The organism is Thermomonas sp. HDW16 (genome assembly GCF_011302915.1).
In the GTDB taxonomy this organism is placed as follows: domain Bacteria; phylum Pseudomonadota; class Gammaproteobacteria; order Xanthomonadales; family Xanthomonadaceae; genus Thermomonas.
In genome coordinates this window covers 794,069-807,477 of record NZ_CP049872.1, presented here as the reverse complement: position 1 = coordinate 807,477, position 13,409 = coordinate 794,069, and the positions used below count along the sequence as shown (strand labels likewise).

Annotated in this window: 13 protein-coding genes and 1 other RNA gene; 11 read left to right on the top strand and 3 right to left on the bottom strand. The window is 65.2% G+C overall.

The features are described from left to right. The first annotated feature begins 27 nt into the window (after window positions 1-27). From G7079_RS03585 to pepQ, 3 genes are all read left to right on the top strand, one after another. The gene (locus tag G7079_RS03585) at window positions 28-2,325 is read left to right on the top strand and encodes a DUF1631 family protein (RefSeq protein WP_166055632.1); all 2,298 of its coding nucleotides are present in this window, start codon (window positions 28-30) and stop codon (window positions 2,323-2,325) included. Further along, the gene (locus G7079_RS03580; protein WP_166055631.1) at window positions 2,322-2,669 is read left to right on the top strand and encodes a PilZ domain-containing protein; all 348 of its coding nucleotides are present in this window, start codon (window positions 2,322-2,324) and stop codon (window positions 2,667-2,669) included. Before G7079_RS03585 ends, G7079_RS03580 begins: the two co-directional genes overlap by 4 nt. 61 nt (window positions 2,670-2,730) lie before the next feature. Continuing rightward, window positions 2,731-4,050, top strand: coding sequence for a Xaa-Pro dipeptidase (gene pepQ / locus G7079_RS03575; protein ID WP_166055629.1), 1,320 nt, complete (start codon window positions 2,731-2,733; stop codon window positions 4,048-4,050). Between the two features lie 3 nt (window positions 4,051-4,053). Here pepQ and G7079_RS03570 read toward each other — a convergent pair whose 3' ends face one another. Both G7079_RS03570 and G7079_RS03565 read right to left on the bottom strand, forming a co-directional pair. Next, the gene (locus G7079_RS03570; RefSeq protein WP_166055627.1) at window positions 4,054-5,370 is read right to left on the bottom strand and encodes an aminopeptidase P N-terminal domain-containing protein; all 1,317 of its coding nucleotides are present in this window, start codon (window positions 5,368-5,370) and stop codon (window positions 4,054-4,056) included. A gap of 19 nt (window positions 5,371-5,389) precedes the next feature. Beyond that, the gene (locus tag G7079_RS03565; RefSeq protein ID WP_240906232.1) at window positions 5,390-5,932 is read right to left on the bottom strand and encodes a UPF0149 family protein; all 543 of its coding nucleotides are present in this window, start codon (window positions 5,930-5,932) and stop codon (window positions 5,390-5,392) included. A gap of 97 nt (window positions 5,933-6,029) precedes the next feature. Here G7079_RS03565 and G7079_RS03560 point away from each other — a divergent pair, with 97 nt between their 5' ends. The 7 genes from G7079_RS03560 (at window position 6,030) to rpiA (ending at window position 10,827) form a co-directional block, all read left to right on the top strand. Next, complete coding sequence (locus tag G7079_RS03560) at window positions 6,030-8,258, top strand: GGDEF domain-containing phosphodiesterase (protein ID WP_166055625.1); 2,229 nt, start codon at window positions 6,030-6,032, stop codon at window positions 8,256-8,258. A gap of 31 nt (window positions 8,259-8,289) precedes the next feature. Continuing rightward, the gene (locus G7079_RS03555) at window positions 8,290-8,511 is read left to right on the top strand and encodes a TIGR02449 family protein (protein ID WP_166055623.1); all 222 of its coding nucleotides are present in this window, start codon (window positions 8,290-8,292) and stop codon (window positions 8,509-8,511) included. Continuing rightward, on the top strand, window positions 8,508-8,819 hold the full coding sequence (locus tag G7079_RS03550; protein ID WP_166055621.1) for a cell division protein ZapA: 312 nt from the start codon (window positions 8,508-8,510) through the stop codon (window positions 8,817-8,819). The genes G7079_RS03555 and G7079_RS03550 overlap by 4 nt, the downstream gene beginning before the upstream one ends. A gap of 75 nt (window positions 8,820-8,894) precedes the next feature. Then, window positions 8,895-9,078, top strand: a non-coding RNA gene (ssrS, locus tag G7079_RS03545) — 6S RNA. A gap of 36 nt (window positions 9,079-9,114) precedes the next feature. Continuing rightward, window positions 9,115-9,708 carry a 5-formyltetrahydrofolate cyclo-ligase gene (locus G7079_RS03540; RefSeq protein ID WP_166055619.1) on the top strand — a complete coding sequence of 198 codons (594 nt, stop codon included), beginning with the start codon at window positions 9,115-9,117 and terminating at the stop codon, window positions 9,706-9,708. Then, entirely contained in the window at window positions 9,705-10,175 is a 471-nt protein-coding gene (locus tag G7079_RS03535; protein WP_166055617.1) for an EVE domain-containing protein, read from the top strand. Before G7079_RS03540 ends, G7079_RS03535 begins: the two co-directional genes overlap by 4 nt. 4 nt (window positions 10,176-10,179) lie before the next feature. Then, window positions 10,180-10,827, top strand: a complete 648-nt coding sequence (gene rpiA, locus G7079_RS03530) for a ribose-5-phosphate isomerase RpiA (RefSeq protein ID WP_166055615.1) — start codon at window positions 10,180-10,182, stop codon at window positions 10,825-10,827. A gap of 27 nt (window positions 10,828-10,854) precedes the next feature. Here the strand turns inward: rpiA and G7079_RS03525 are convergent, their stop codons facing one another. After that, on the bottom strand, window positions 10,855-11,691 hold the full coding sequence (locus G7079_RS03525) for a hypothetical protein (protein WP_166054337.1): 837 nt from the start codon (window positions 11,689-11,691) through the stop codon (window positions 10,855-10,857). 125 nt (window positions 11,692-11,816) lie between these two features. Here G7079_RS03525 and G7079_RS03520 point away from each other — a divergent pair, with 125 nt between their 5' ends. After that, window positions 11,817-13,268, top strand: a complete 1,452-nt coding sequence (locus G7079_RS03520; protein ID WP_166055613.1) for a DNA polymerase — start codon at window positions 11,817-11,819, stop codon at window positions 13,266-13,268. Window positions 13,269-13,409 lie beyond the last annotated feature (141 nt).

Here is a 13,409-nt window from a genome sequence, read left to right as displayed (position 1 = left end):
TTGAGGCGCCGCCGTTTCACGCATAACATGAGTCGGATCGCCGACGCGTTGGGGACGCTGATGGTTGCAACCGGTTCCACCCAATTCAGTCCGCGCCCGAAGACGCTTGCGTCTGCGACTTTTCCACGACGCGTCAAGCGCGCGCTGGAGAACATGCTGACCATTGCCAACACAGATTTGCAACGGCAGATGCAGACGATCCTGCAGGAAGCCGAACAGGATCTGGCGCGCCAGATCGAACGTGCGCAGAACCCGCAAGTACGCGACTTGTGCACGCTGGCTTTGCGTAGGCTGCGCGACGGGGCCAGCCGTTTCACCCCGGAATTTCTTGGCGTCATCGAAGAAAACCTTGCCGGCCTGCATCCGCAGTCCAGGCGCCCCGACATCGCTTCCTTGCAGGCGCCCAACCAGGGCCTGAGCCTGGTCGACGACGAACACGCAGATGAATATGCCGTTCTTTACGATCTCTCGGCCCGCCATGAGGTTCGCAACAGTCTTGCCTTGCAGTTGATGGGGCAACGCTTCGGCGTGCTTGCGGGCTCCCCGGCGTTCGATGCCGAACACTTGCCTTTCGGCCCGTACGCCTTTGGCGATGCGCTGCATCTAGCCTGTGTTGCGCTTTCCCTTCCGCTGGAAGCGCGTCTGTCGCTCTATCACTTCTACGACAAGACCGCGATGGCGTACTACAGCACCCTATTGGAGGCGCTGAACGCCCGGCTAGCGGACGATGGCGTCCTCCCGAACCTGAGTTTCGTGCCCGTACGCGTTCGCCCCGCCAGCGACGACGGCCCCCAACGCGGCACGAACACCAGGATCGCGGCGGCAGCCACGAGTAGTGCCAGCAGCTCCACGGGGAACGGCGACGTCGGCAATTTTGCCGGCAATGGCCATTCGCCTGCAGGCGGGGCAAGTGGCTTCGCAGCCACCGCACGTAACGGTTTCATTGCATTGCAAGGCTTGTTGGCGAAGCGTCGCACGCTGTTGGCGAAACTGCGGCCGGGCAGCACGGACGAGCGCGCACGCGAAGCACTCCCGGCAACCGATGTGCTCAGCGCGTTGAAGCGCTTGCGTGGCGCGAACCCAAAACAGACCGCAGTGGCCGATATCCGCCAGAGCCTGCTCGCGCAGGCGCGCCAGGCGCATGGATACGGCGTGAAATTGGTCGAGGCCGATGACGACAGTTTCGAGCTGCTCGACATGCTCCATTCGCAGTTGAGTCGCGACTTGCGTCCCGGCACGCCTGGCGATGCCTTGGTTCAGCGCTTGCGGATGCCCTTGCTGCAATTGGCACTGCGTGACCACAACTTCTTCGTGGATCCCGCTCACCCGGCGAGGATGCTGCTCGATGCCGTATCCACTGCCGGCGCACGCTGGTCGGCGGACGACGATTTCGACGCCCCGATGCTCGACCTGCTGCGACATGCCGTCGAGACCGTGCTGCAGGATCCGGATGCAGGGCCGGAAACCTTCGCAGCTGCAAACAACGCATTGCAGACCAGCCTGCAATCGCAGGCACGCAAGACCGAAATCGCCGAACGCCGGCAGGTCGATGCCGCGCGAGGACGCGACAAACTGGAGCTGGCACGATTGCACGCCAACGACGAAATCGCGGATATCGTGGCAGGGCGCACGCTTCCGAAGTTCAGCGCCACCTTGTTCGAACAGGCTTGGACAGATGCAATGACCTTGTCGCTGTTGCGCAGCGGCGCGGATTCCGACGCATGGCGGAAACAGCGCGCGATCACCACCCGTCTGGTCGATGCCTGCATCAATGGCGGCACCGACGAAGTCGATCCCGTTCTGCTGAGCCATGTACAGGAAACGCTGGGCCAAGTGGGCTACCACGACGACGATGCGGCGGTGATCGCGCGCATGCTGGTCAGCGGACGCAGCGACGACAATGCATTGGTTTCGCGCACCGAGCTCATCATGCAACTGAAATCCCGCGCGCGTCTCGGTGAACAGAGCAGCTTGCAGAACGGGCCGGATCGGGCTCCGCGTACCCCGGCCGAACAGGCCGCATGGGAGCGCTTGTGCGCGCTTCCCGAAGGCAGCTGGATCGAAATCGTGGATGCCGCCGAAAACACCCTGCGTCGGGTCAAGCTGGCCTGGCTGAGCACAAAAACCGGCCAGACCCTACTACTCAACAAGCGTGGACAACGGGTGCAGGGGGGTGATCTCGATACCTTGGCGCGCCAGTTCGCGCGCGGCGGCTTGCGGGTGGTTGACGACAACACCGGACCTGCCGAAATCGCCTGGCAGGGCATGCTGGCGAATCTGCACCGGATCGCCGGAAGCGATCCGGGCCGGAGCGACGGGACATGAGCAGGGAGTCGAGGCGCGCCACCCGTCGTCCGATGAGCGGCACGGTTCTGGTCACCAACACGATGACCGAGGAGGTCATCGGCCGGATCGGCAACCTCTCGGTCGGCGGGCTATTGCTGATTGCGAGCAAACCGCTTGTGGACGACGCGCTTTATCAGTTCCGCTTCGCACTGCCCGACAACAGCGGCTCGCAGATGATCGAAGTCGGTGCGCATGTTCTTTGGATCGATGATGCCAGCGCCCCCGGACAATCCTGGGTCGGGCTGCGCTTCCTCGGTCTCTCCGCCGAAACGACCCAACGGCTGCGGCGCTGGGCGGAAGCCACGCAAGCCGGGGCGAAATAACGGCACCTGCGGCAACACGCGCAATCGGTCAAAATCACGTTCCCTGCCCACGGAACGTGCCATGTCCGCCGCGACCCTCGCCAACCTGTACCCGCAGCACATCGCCGAACTGCAGGCGCGCACCGCCGAAGCGCTGCAGCGCGGACGCTTCGACCACCTGTTGGTGCCCAGCGGCACGTTGCACTACCAGTTGTTCGACGACCGCGACTATCCCTACGCGGTGAACCCGCAGTTCAAGGCCTGGCTGCCGGTGACCAAGGCGCCGGGCAGCTGGCTGGTGATCACCCCCGGCGCGAAACCCAAACTGGTGTTCCTGCAACCGCACGACTACTGGCACGTGATACCGGCCGCACCCAGCGGGTATTGGGTCGAGCATTTCGACATCGCCATCATCCGCACGCCGGAAGAAGCGCTGCAGCACCTGCCGAAGGATCTTGCACGTTGCGCGATCCTCGGCGAGCCGCAAAGCGCGATTGGCGATTACATGCCGAACAACCCGCAAGCCGTCGTCGCCTACCTGGAATACCAGCGCGCGTTCAAGACACCGTACGAAGTGGCGATGATGCGCGAAGCCAGCCGCATCGGCGTGCGCGCGCACCGCGCCGCTGAGCGTGCATTCCGCGCCGGCAGCAGCGAATTCGGCATCCACCTGGCGTACTGCCAGGCCGCCGGGCAGGACGCCAACGACCTGCCCTACGGCAACATCGTCTGCCTCAACGAACATGCTGCCGTGCTGCACTACACGGACCGCGATCGCCTTCCGCCAAAGCAGTCGCGCAGCTTCCTGATCGATGCCGGCGCCAGCTTCCATGGCTACGCCAGCGACATCACCCGCACCTATTCCGCGCAAGCCGATGAATTCGCCGCGATGATCGACGCGGTCGATGCCGCGCAGCTGGCCATGTGCGATGCCGTGCGCACCGGCACCGATTACAAGCAGATCCACCTCGATGCGCACCTGGCTCTGGCGACGATCCTCAAGGACTTCGGCGTGATCACGGTGAGCCCCGAAGCCGCCGTGCAGACCGGTGTCAGTAGCGCGTTCTTCCCGCACGGGATCGGCCACGGCATCGGCCTGCAGGTGCATGACGTGGCCGGCTTCGCCGAATCCGACCACGGCGGCACCATCGCCAAGCCGGACGGCCATCCCTACCTGCGCCTGACCCGCACCCTTGAACCAGGCATGGTGGTGACCATCGAACCGGGTCTCTATTTCATCGACATGCTGCTCGACGAACTCAAGCAGAAGGGCCTGGTCGATGCGGTGGACTGGGCTCGCGTGGATGCATTCAGACCATACGGCGGTATCCGCATCGAGGATGACGTGGTGTGTACCGAAGCCGAGCCGCTCAACCTGACCCGCGAGGCCTTCGCCGAGTAAGGCCTACTGCGCCATCAGGCCTTCGGTTTCATCCGCGCTGCGTTCCAGCGCACCGGTCAGCACCTGGTGGCCGGTGCGCGTGATGAGCACGTCGTCTTCGATTCGGATGCCGATGCCGCGCCATTTCGCCGGCACGTCGGCATCGCCCGGAATGTAGAGGCCGGGCTCGATGGTGAACACCATGCCCGGCTCCAGCAGGCGCGACTCGCCGTCGATGCGGTATTCGCCCACGTCATGCACGTCCAGCCCCAGCCAGTGCCCGGTCTTGTGCCGGTAGAAGCGCTTGTAATCGCCGTTGGCCAGCGCGACCTTCAGCGTGCCCTTCAACAAGCCGAGCGACAGCAGGCCCTCGCTCAGTGTTGCCACTGCCGCCTCGTGGCCGGCTTCATACGGCACGCCCGGTAGCGCCTGGGCCAACGCCGCAGCCTGGGCGGCACAGACCAGGTCGTGCAGGGCGCGCTGCTCCTTGCCGAAGCGTCCATTGACCGGGAAGGTGCGGGTGATGTCCGACGCATAGTTGCGGTATTCCGCGCCGGCATCGATCAACACCAGCTCGCCATCGCGCGATTTCGCGTTGTTGTCGCGGTAATGCAGCACGCAAGCGTTCGCACCGGCTCCGACGATGCTGCCATAGGCCGGTTGCGCGTCGTGCATGCGGAACACGCGCTCCACTTCCGCCTGCAGTTCGTACTCGTGGATGCCTGCGCGCGCGGCGCGCATCGCCGCACGGTGCGCCAGCACACTGATGTCGGCGGCACGCTGCATCAGCTTCACTTCGTCGGCGGACTTGAACAACCGCATCTCGTCCAGCAGGTGGCCGAGCTCGAGGAACTCCTGCGGCGGCTGCGCACCCTGCCGCGCCTGCGCGCGCACGCGGTTGAGCCAGCCGATCAGCTTGAGGTCGAATTCGGCATCGCGGCCCAGGTGGTAATGCACGCGGCGGCGACCTTCCAGCAGGCCGGGCAGGATGTCATCGATGTCCGAGATCGGGTAGGCATCGTCCATGCCCAGCGCATCGACCGCGCCCTCCGGGCCGAGCCGCGGCCCGTCCCAGCCTTCGCGTTCCGGGTCGCGCTCGCGGCAGAACAGGATCGCCTCGCCGTGCTTGCGGCCGGGCACCAGTACCAGCACGGCTTCGGGTTCGTTGCAGCCGGTCAGGTACCAGAAATCGGAATCCTGCCGGTACGGATAGTGGGTGTCGCGGCTGCGGATGCGTTCCGGCGCGGCCGGCAGGATCAGGATCGCGCCATCGCCGGCGGCTTGCATCAACTGCTTGCGGCGGCGTGCCAACGCCTTGCGTTCGTTTGCGGGAATCGCCATTTCAGGACGCCATTGCGGCTCAGTGCAGGCGCTGCCGGTGCTGCGGGCCCAACGCGCAGTCGGCATGCAACAGCAACACCGCCATGCGCAGGTATTCCTCGATCTCGGTCAGCGACTCCTCGTCGCCCTCCGGATCGACGTCGTCGACACGCGCGGCGGCCAGGTTGGCGATGTCGCCCAGCGCTTCCTCGCCCTCCTCCGACAATTTCTTCTCGCCCACCGCCAGCCCGAAACCGCCGAGGAAGGCACGACACCAGGCGAACATCGCGCCAGCGCGTTCGGCCACGTCGTCCTCGTCCGGCAGCAGCAGTTCGAAACCGAAATCGGCATCGGACAACTGCGCCACGCTGGCCGTGCGCAAGCGATCCAGCACATCGCCATCGGCCGGCGCCGGCAACATGGGATCGGCCAGCACCAGTGCGGGCCAGGAACGCGAATCGCCGCCGCCAGCGGCCAGCCAGCCGCACAATGCGCCGTGCAGTTCGGCGGGCGTGCTCGCCAGGTGCAGTTGGTCCGCGGCTGCGGCGACATCGGCCCAACCCGGCAGATTGGTTTCGCTCACGCACGTGCTCTCGATACGGGGAGTGCAGTGTAGCAATCGCACCGCGCGGTCAAGATGATGCTTGTTGAGCGGCCATCCGCTTGCCTACACTGGCTGGATGCCGGCTACGCATTACATGGCCCTGCTGCTCGCCTTGCTGGTACTGGTACTGGCCGGGGTGCTGTTGAGCTCGCATCGCCGTCGTGAACGCGAACAGCGCGAACACCTGCGCGCCCTGCGCGAACGCGAGGAAAAACTGCGGCTGGCGTTGTGGGCCTCCAACGAGCTGTACTGGCAGTACGACCTGGAACGCCACGAGCTGGAAAGCATCAAGATCGAACCGGGCCGCAGCGACGACCTCAACCTGCGCCTGGATCTGGACGACGACCACCAGATCCATGCGGACGACCTCAACCAGGTGCTGCAGCGCTTGCGCGACTACCTCCGTGGCGAAGCCCCGATGTTCCTGTCCGAGCATCGCATCCAGGGCGACGATGGTGCCTGGCGCTGGATGCGCGCGCGCGGCCGTGCCGTGGCGCGCAACGACCAGGGTCGCATCACCCGCATCGCCGGTACCGCCCGCGACGTCAGCGCGTATCGCGAACACGAGCGCGAGCGCCGCATCGCCGCCGACGTCATGCATCACATGGCCGAAGCGGTGGTGGTGCTCGACGATGAATTCCGCTTCGTCTCGGTCAATCCCGCCTTCACCCGCATCAGCGGCTACGAAGCGGCGGACGTGGTCGGCAGGGATGCCGCAATGACCAACAGCGAACAGCACGATGCCGCGTTCTACGAAGCGACGCGGCAGGCGATGCGCGAACAGGGCCACTGGAACGGCGAGATGTGGCAGCGTCGCAAGGACGGCCGCGAATTCCTGTGCTCCACGCAGACCAACGCAATCACCGAACCGGACAGCCAGCGGCGCCTGTTCGTGCTGGTGGCCGCCGACATCACCGACCGTCGCCGCATCGAGCAGGAACTGCGCTACCTCGCCAACTACGACACCTTGACCAACCTGCCGAACCGCACCCTGTTGGCTGAACGACTGTCGCGGGCCATCGTGCGCGCGCGCCGCCAGGGTAGTTGCGTGGCCTTGCTGTTCCTCGACCTGGATCGTTTCAAGGACATCAACGATTCGCTGGGCCATGCCGCCGGCGACCGCATCCTGCGCATGGCGGCACAGCGCCTGCAACGCGCGATAGGCCCGTCGCATACGGTCGCGCGCATCGGTGGCGACGAATTCACGGTGGTGCTGGAAGATCTGACCCATGCCGGCGAAGCCGACGCCTGCGCGCAACGGGTGATCGACGCCTTCGACGAACCGCTGCTGATCGACGACCGCCAGGAAATCGTGATCACGCCATCGATCGGCATCAGCCTGTACCCCGACCATGCGCAGGTGCCTACCGACCTGCTCAAGCATGCCGACACCGCGATGTACCAGGCCAAGGCCGCCGGCCGCCGTACCTTCCTGCGTTACACCGACTCGATGGACAGCAACACGCGTCAGCGCGCCGGGCTGATCGCCTCGCTGCGCCGCGCGGTCGAGCGCAACGAACTGCGCCTGGTGTACCAACCGCAGCTTTCGCTGGCCGATGGCCGCATCCGTTGCGTGGAAGCGCTGCTGCGCTGGCACAGCGCCGAGCACGGCGACGTCTCGCCCGCCCAGTTCATTCCGCTTGCGGAGGAAAGCGGGATGATCGTGAGCATCGGCGAATGGGTGCTGCGCGAGGCCTGCACTACGCTGGCCGACTGGCAACGTGACGGCCTGACTGCGATGAGCATGGCGGTGAACGTCTCGGCCACCCAGTTGCTGCACAGTGACCTGCCACGCGCAGTGGAACGCATCCTGCGCGAAACCGGCATCGACCCAGGCCAACTGGAGCTCGAGCTGACCGAAAGCGTGCTGATGAGCAAGGCCGGGCTTGCTGCCGAGCGCCTGCAGTTCTTCCGCCGCATGGGCGTGTCGATCGCAGTCGACGATTTCGGCACCGGCTATTCCTCGCTGGCCTACCTGCGCCGCTTGCCGATCACCACGCTCAAGATCGACAAGGCCTTCATCGACGACCTCGGCCGCCCGGGCGACAGCGAAGACGCGGCGATCACCACCACCGTGATCGCGATGGCGCGTTCGCTGGGTCTGAGCGTGGTCGCCGAGGGCGTGGAAACCGCGGAGCAGCTGGCCTTCCTGCGCCAGCACCGTTGCGACGTGGTGCAGGGCTACCTGCTGTCCAGGCCACTGCCGGCGTCGGAGTGCCTGGCCTTCATGCGCGAATGGCCGGGACAGGCCGGACTTGCCCCGCTTGCAGTGGCGGCGGACGCCGGCGGCCGCGCAGCGCCTTGACCCTGCCGCGCCGCTGCGCACATCATGCGGCATGGACAGCCGCGACCTGACCGCCGAACTGCAACGCCTGCTGGCGCGCATCGACCAGCTGGCGGCGCACATGCAGCGCATGCACGACGAGAACCGCAGCCTGCGCCAGCAACACGAGCAGATGGCCGGCGAACGCGCGCAACTGCTGGCCAAGCAGGAACAGGCCCGCACGCGAGTCGAGGCGATGATCAGCCGGTTGAAATCGCTGGAGCAGCACACGTGAACGGCAACGAATCCGCAAAGAGCGAGCCAGTCACCGTCCGCATCCTGGATCGCGAGTATACCGTCGGCGTCAGCGATGCCGAACGCGCCAGCCTCACCTCGGCCGCGCGCATGCTCGACCTGCGCATGCGCGAGATCCGCGGCAGCAACAAGATGGTCGCGCCGGATCGGCTGGCCGTACTCACCGCGTTGAATCTCGCGCATGAATTGCAGCAACTGCGCGAAGAACGCGGCGGCAACGATGCCGCGTTCAAGCTGCTTGATGCGGCCAATGGCAAGCTGGATGCGCTGCTCGGCCCCGCAGGCTGAATCGCATCCATCGCGCAACACCGCGCGATCCGACAAACGGGCATCGACATCCTGTTGCGCGCGCTATACTGATCACGTCCTCTGCTGTGTGCGACGGCGTGTGCAAACATTCGCCTTGTCCCTTAATGACGACCACGGGGGCGCATTGGTAGCCGGGTGTGCAAGTCCGCCCTGAGCGGGAAGCCCGAAGGCCACCACGCGTTCCCACTTGAACCCCGGGTTCAAGGTCGTTTCGCACGCATCGCCACGGCGGAGACATTTTTCGTAACGCCCCCTTTCACACGATGCGCGCCGCGTGAGTCAACAGCCCGACCGCCACGCCCTGCGTCGTGCACTGCGCGAACATCGTCGCGCACTCGCCGCATCCATTCGCATCGCTGCCGCCGAGGCGCTGGCAGAGCGCCTGTTGGCGTTGCCGTTCGCCGCATCGCCGGGATACGTCGCGGGTTACTGGGCGATGGACGGCGAAATCGGCCTGCATGCGTTCCAGCTGCGGCTGCCGGCATCGCACATCTATTGCCTGCCGATGCTGCATGCCGATGACACGCTGCGCTTCGCCCCGTGGAAAGCCGGCGACCCGCTGGTCACCAACCGCTACGGCATCCCCGAGCCGGATATCGATATAGACGTGGCGCTGCAACCCGGCGACATGGCGATGGTCGTGTTGCCGCTAGTCGGTTTCGATGCGCAGGGCCACCGGCTCGGCATGGGCGGCGGTTGGTACGATCGCAGCTTCGCGTTTCGCCAGTCGCAGGCCGCACCGCCGTGGCTGGTGGGCGCGGCGTTCGAGACACAACGCCTCGATGCCATCGCCAACGAAACCTGGGACGTGCGGCTGGATGCCGTGTGCAGCGAACGCGCCACCTACCTCGCCGGGGAACCCGCATGAGCAAGCCGAAGCGCTACTGGATGATGAAGTCCGAACCGGATGCGTTCTCCATCGACGATCTGGAACGCGTCGGCACCGAACCGTGGAACGGCGTGCGCAACTACCAGGCGCGTAATTTCATGCGCGACGGCATGCGCGTGGGCGACGGGGTGATGATCTACCACTCCAATACCAAGGTACCCGGCATCGCCGGCCTTGCCCGCGTCGCCAGCATCGCGTATCCGGACGATACCCAGTTCGACCCGAAGTCGCATTACTTCGACGAAAAGGCCACCCGCGAACAGCCGCGCTGGTTCCTGGTCGACGTGGGCTTCGAACGCAAGCTCAAGCGCGTGATCCCGCTGGAAGAAATCAAGCGGCATACCGACGAACTCGGCGAAGGTTTCGCCTTGACCGCGAGGGGCAGCCGCCTTTCGGTGTTCCCGGTCACTGCCGCGCAATGGAAACTATTGCTGTCCCTGGAGTGACAACGTGTCCGAAATGAAGAAACTCGCCGCCGAAAAAGCCATCGACTACGTCGAGGACGGCATGATCGTCGGTGTCGGCACAGGTTCCACCGTCGCTTACTTCATCGATGCGCTCGCCGCATGGAAGGATCGCATCGCCGGTGCTGTCTCCAGTTCCGAGCAGAGCACCGCGCGGTTGCTGTCGCACGGCATCGAAGTGATCGACCTCAATGCCGCAGGCCCGTTGTCGCTGTACGTGGATGGCGCCGACGAATGCGATCCGCACAAGCACCTGATCAAGGGCGGCGGGGCCGCGTTGACCCGCGAGAAGATCATCGCCGAGGCCAGCAAGACCTTCGTCTGCATCGTCGATCCCAGCAAGCAGGTGCCGATCCTCGGCAAGTTCCCGCTGCCGGTGGAAGTGATTCCGATGGCGCGCAGCCTGGTCGCCCGTGAACTGGTGCGCCTCAGCGGCGGCCAGCCGGTCTGGCGCGACAGCGTGGTCACCGACAACGGCAACCTGATCCTCGACGTGCACAACCTGTCGATCATCGATCCGGTGGCGCTGGAGCGCGAGATCAACCAGATCCCCGGCGTAGTCAGCGTGGGCCTGTTCGCGCGCCGTCCGGCCGACGTGGTCATCGTCGGCGGCGAACCACCGCGAGTGCTGTAACGTCGCGTTTCCGGCCTACGCCGGGAATCAGCGAATGTTGGCGATGGAATTCTTGGCGGTGTCGTGCCTGGTTTTCAGCACGCCCGCTTCCACGCCGAACCCCAGCACGATCTCCACCCGCTGCGGCGCCATCGTGCGTACCTGCGTCTTCAACGTGTCCTTCAGCCCGCTGGTCGCCTTCTCGACAACCTTGTCGACGATCAGGGTCAACGTGTAGTCGCCGTCCGCCAACGGATCGATCACATCGATCACGCCCGGCGTCGCGCTTGTGCTGGCCAGCGCCTCCATGCCGCGACCCGCCGTCCGCCCGGTCGCGGCATAGCTCGCCGTGGCAGCACCACCTCCACCTCCCGCGAGGTTGCCAACCGACGATACCGCTGCCGACACGATGCCGGCGCCCGGCAATGCGCCGCCTACGAGTGATGCGCCCTGACTGATCTCGCGTGCTGCATTTGCATCGGAATCACCCGCCTTGTTCGACTTCAGCACCTCAACCCGCCGCCGTTGCAAGTCTGCGCGATAGCCGCTCCCATCCGGTAGCGTGACCACGCATGCTGCTTGCCCGCATTCGGCCGTGATCGTTAGCGAAGCCCCCTGCGCGACCGCGTTGCCGGCGGCATGCAAGCCGCCACTGACCTTCTCGCCGAAGGTCGCGCCCTGGGTCTGCTTGGGCACCGTCACGTTCATCGAGATCCGATTCGGCATCCCGTTGTTGATGCCGTTGATACCGCTTGCCACCGCACCACCCGTCGCAAGCAACATCCCTACCGCTAGCACCGCGCGCATCTTGCTTGCCATGACAGATTCCTCGTGGATTCGGCGCAGTGTGCGCTCTTCCCAAGAGGACGCATCGCCGCCGGTCACCAACCGCCTGCCGTCCGTCTCTCCCTGCGAGACAGCGAACGGGCATCGTTAGTCGAACCGTGAAGTTTCGCAACCCGTGTTGCGACGCCTACGGCCGATACTGCCTTGCCCTGCGGATTCCAACGATGACCCTGCGCTGCCTGTTCGTCGATTTCGATTCGTTCTTCGCCTCGGTGGAGCAGCACGACGCACCGCATCTGCGTGGCCGCCCGGTCGCGGTGATCCCGGTCGCCAGCACCACCACCTGCTGCATCGCCGCCAGCAAGGAAGCCAAACGCGACTTCGGCATCAAGACCGGCACCGGAGTCGCGGAAGCACTCGAACGCTGCCCCGACATCGCGCTACAGATCGCGCGGCCGGCGCGCTACGTGCGCGTGCACCACCAGTTCCTCGAGGCCATCCAGACCTGCATCCCGCATGGCAAGGCGGCTTCGGTGGATGAGGTGCCGTGCTGGCTGATCGGCCGCGAACGCCAACGCGACAATGCGGAAACCATCGCCCGCAACATCAAGCGCGCACTGCGCGATATCGGCTTCGGCGACAGCCTGACCTGCTCGATCGGCATCGCCCCCAACAAGTTCCTGGCCAAGACCGCATCCGACATGAACAAGCCGGACGGCCTGACCGTGATCGAACAGGCCGATCTACCGCACGCGCTGCATGAATTGGAGTTACGCGACTTGTGCGGCATCGGCCCATCGATGGAAGCGCGGCTGCGGCGTGCCGGCATCGATTCGGTCGAACAGCTGTGCGCGTCCACGCGCGACCAGCTTCGCCACGCCTGGGGCAGCATCGAGGGCGAACGCTTCTGGCTGCAGTTGCGCGGCTTCGAATTGCCGGAACGGGAGACGCAACGCGCCTCGGTCGGCCATTCGCATGTGCTTGGCCCGGAATTGCGCGATGTCGCCGGTATGCGTTCGGTGCTGTTCAAATTGCTGGCAAAGGCCGCGATGCGATTGCGCGACGAAGAACTTTTGGCGGGCGGCATGGCGATCCGCATCCGCTTCGTCGGCATGGATGCGCGTTTCGAGCGTGACCTGCGCTTTGCCCCGCTCGATGACACGCCGGCGCTGTTGCGCCTGCTCGGCCGCCATTTGCAGGGGCTCGAACGTGCGGCGGCGGACAAGCGTTGGAACCAGAAGCGGCATCCGCCGCTCTCGGTGGCGGTGACCTTGGTCGACCTGTCGCCACGCACCGCCATTTGCGGCGAACTCATGGCCGAACGCCGACGGGCGAAGGCCGCCAGTGCCCTGCTGGACAAGGTCAACGGCAAATACGGCAACAGTGCGCTCTATCTGGGTTCGATGGCCAAGGCCATCGACAAGGATGCCGCCCCCATGCGGATTCCCTTCCAGCAGATCCCGAAGCCGGCACTGGAGGAGGAAACGGGGTTGCACGGCATCGAACAGGCCCCCACCAATGCCGCCGACCTGCTACAGGTGCGGATGAACCAGTTCAAGGTGCTGGCGGAGAAAACCCACCGCGAACGCGACGCGAAGCGGCATCGTCCGTCCGGGGCTGCTGGCTGGGGTGCTGCCCCGGCTACTCAAAACTCCCCGCAGCCATCCTTGTTCTGATCGCACCCGAGGGTGGAGTTAATCGCGACATTAAGTCCCTGCGATTGGGCGATGCAAAGAAAAACCCCGCCTCTGTTGAGGCGGGGTTTTGGATAAAGACCCTGGCGATGACCTGTTGCGGGTCGCCGCTGCGCGGCTTTC

Bases quoted from the DNA above. Each gene is read 5' to 3' on its own strand.
- G7079_RS03585 (WP_166055632.1), top strand. From the start codon at position 28: ATGAGTCGGATCGCCGACGCGTTGGGGACGCTGATGGTTGCAACCGGT.
- G7079_RS03555 (WP_166055623.1), top strand. From the start codon at position 8,290: ATGGACAGCCGCGACCTGACCGCCGAACTGCAACGCCTGCTGGCGCGC.
- G7079_RS03560 (WP_166055625.1), top strand. From the start codon at position 6,030: ATGCCGGCTACGCATTACATGGCCCTGCTGCTCGCCTTGCTGGTACTG.
- pepQ (WP_166055629.1), top strand. From the start codon at position 2,731: ATGTCCGCCGCGACCCTCGCCAACCTGTACCCGCAGCACATCGCCGAA.
- G7079_RS03535 (WP_166055617.1), top strand. From the start codon at position 9,705: ATGAGCAAGCCGAAGCGCTACTGGATGATGAAGTCCGAACCGGATGCG.
- G7079_RS03570 (WP_166055627.1), bottom strand. From the start codon at position 5,370: ATGGCGATTCCCGCAAACGAACGCAAGGCGTTGGCACGCCGCCGCAAG.
- G7079_RS03520 (WP_166055613.1), top strand. From the start codon at position 11,817: ATGACCCTGCGCTGCCTGTTCGTCGATTTCGATTCGTTCTTCGCCTCG.
- G7079_RS03580 (WP_166055631.1), top strand. From the start codon at position 2,322: ATGAGCAGGGAGTCGAGGCGCGCCACCCGTCGTCCGATGAGCGGCACG.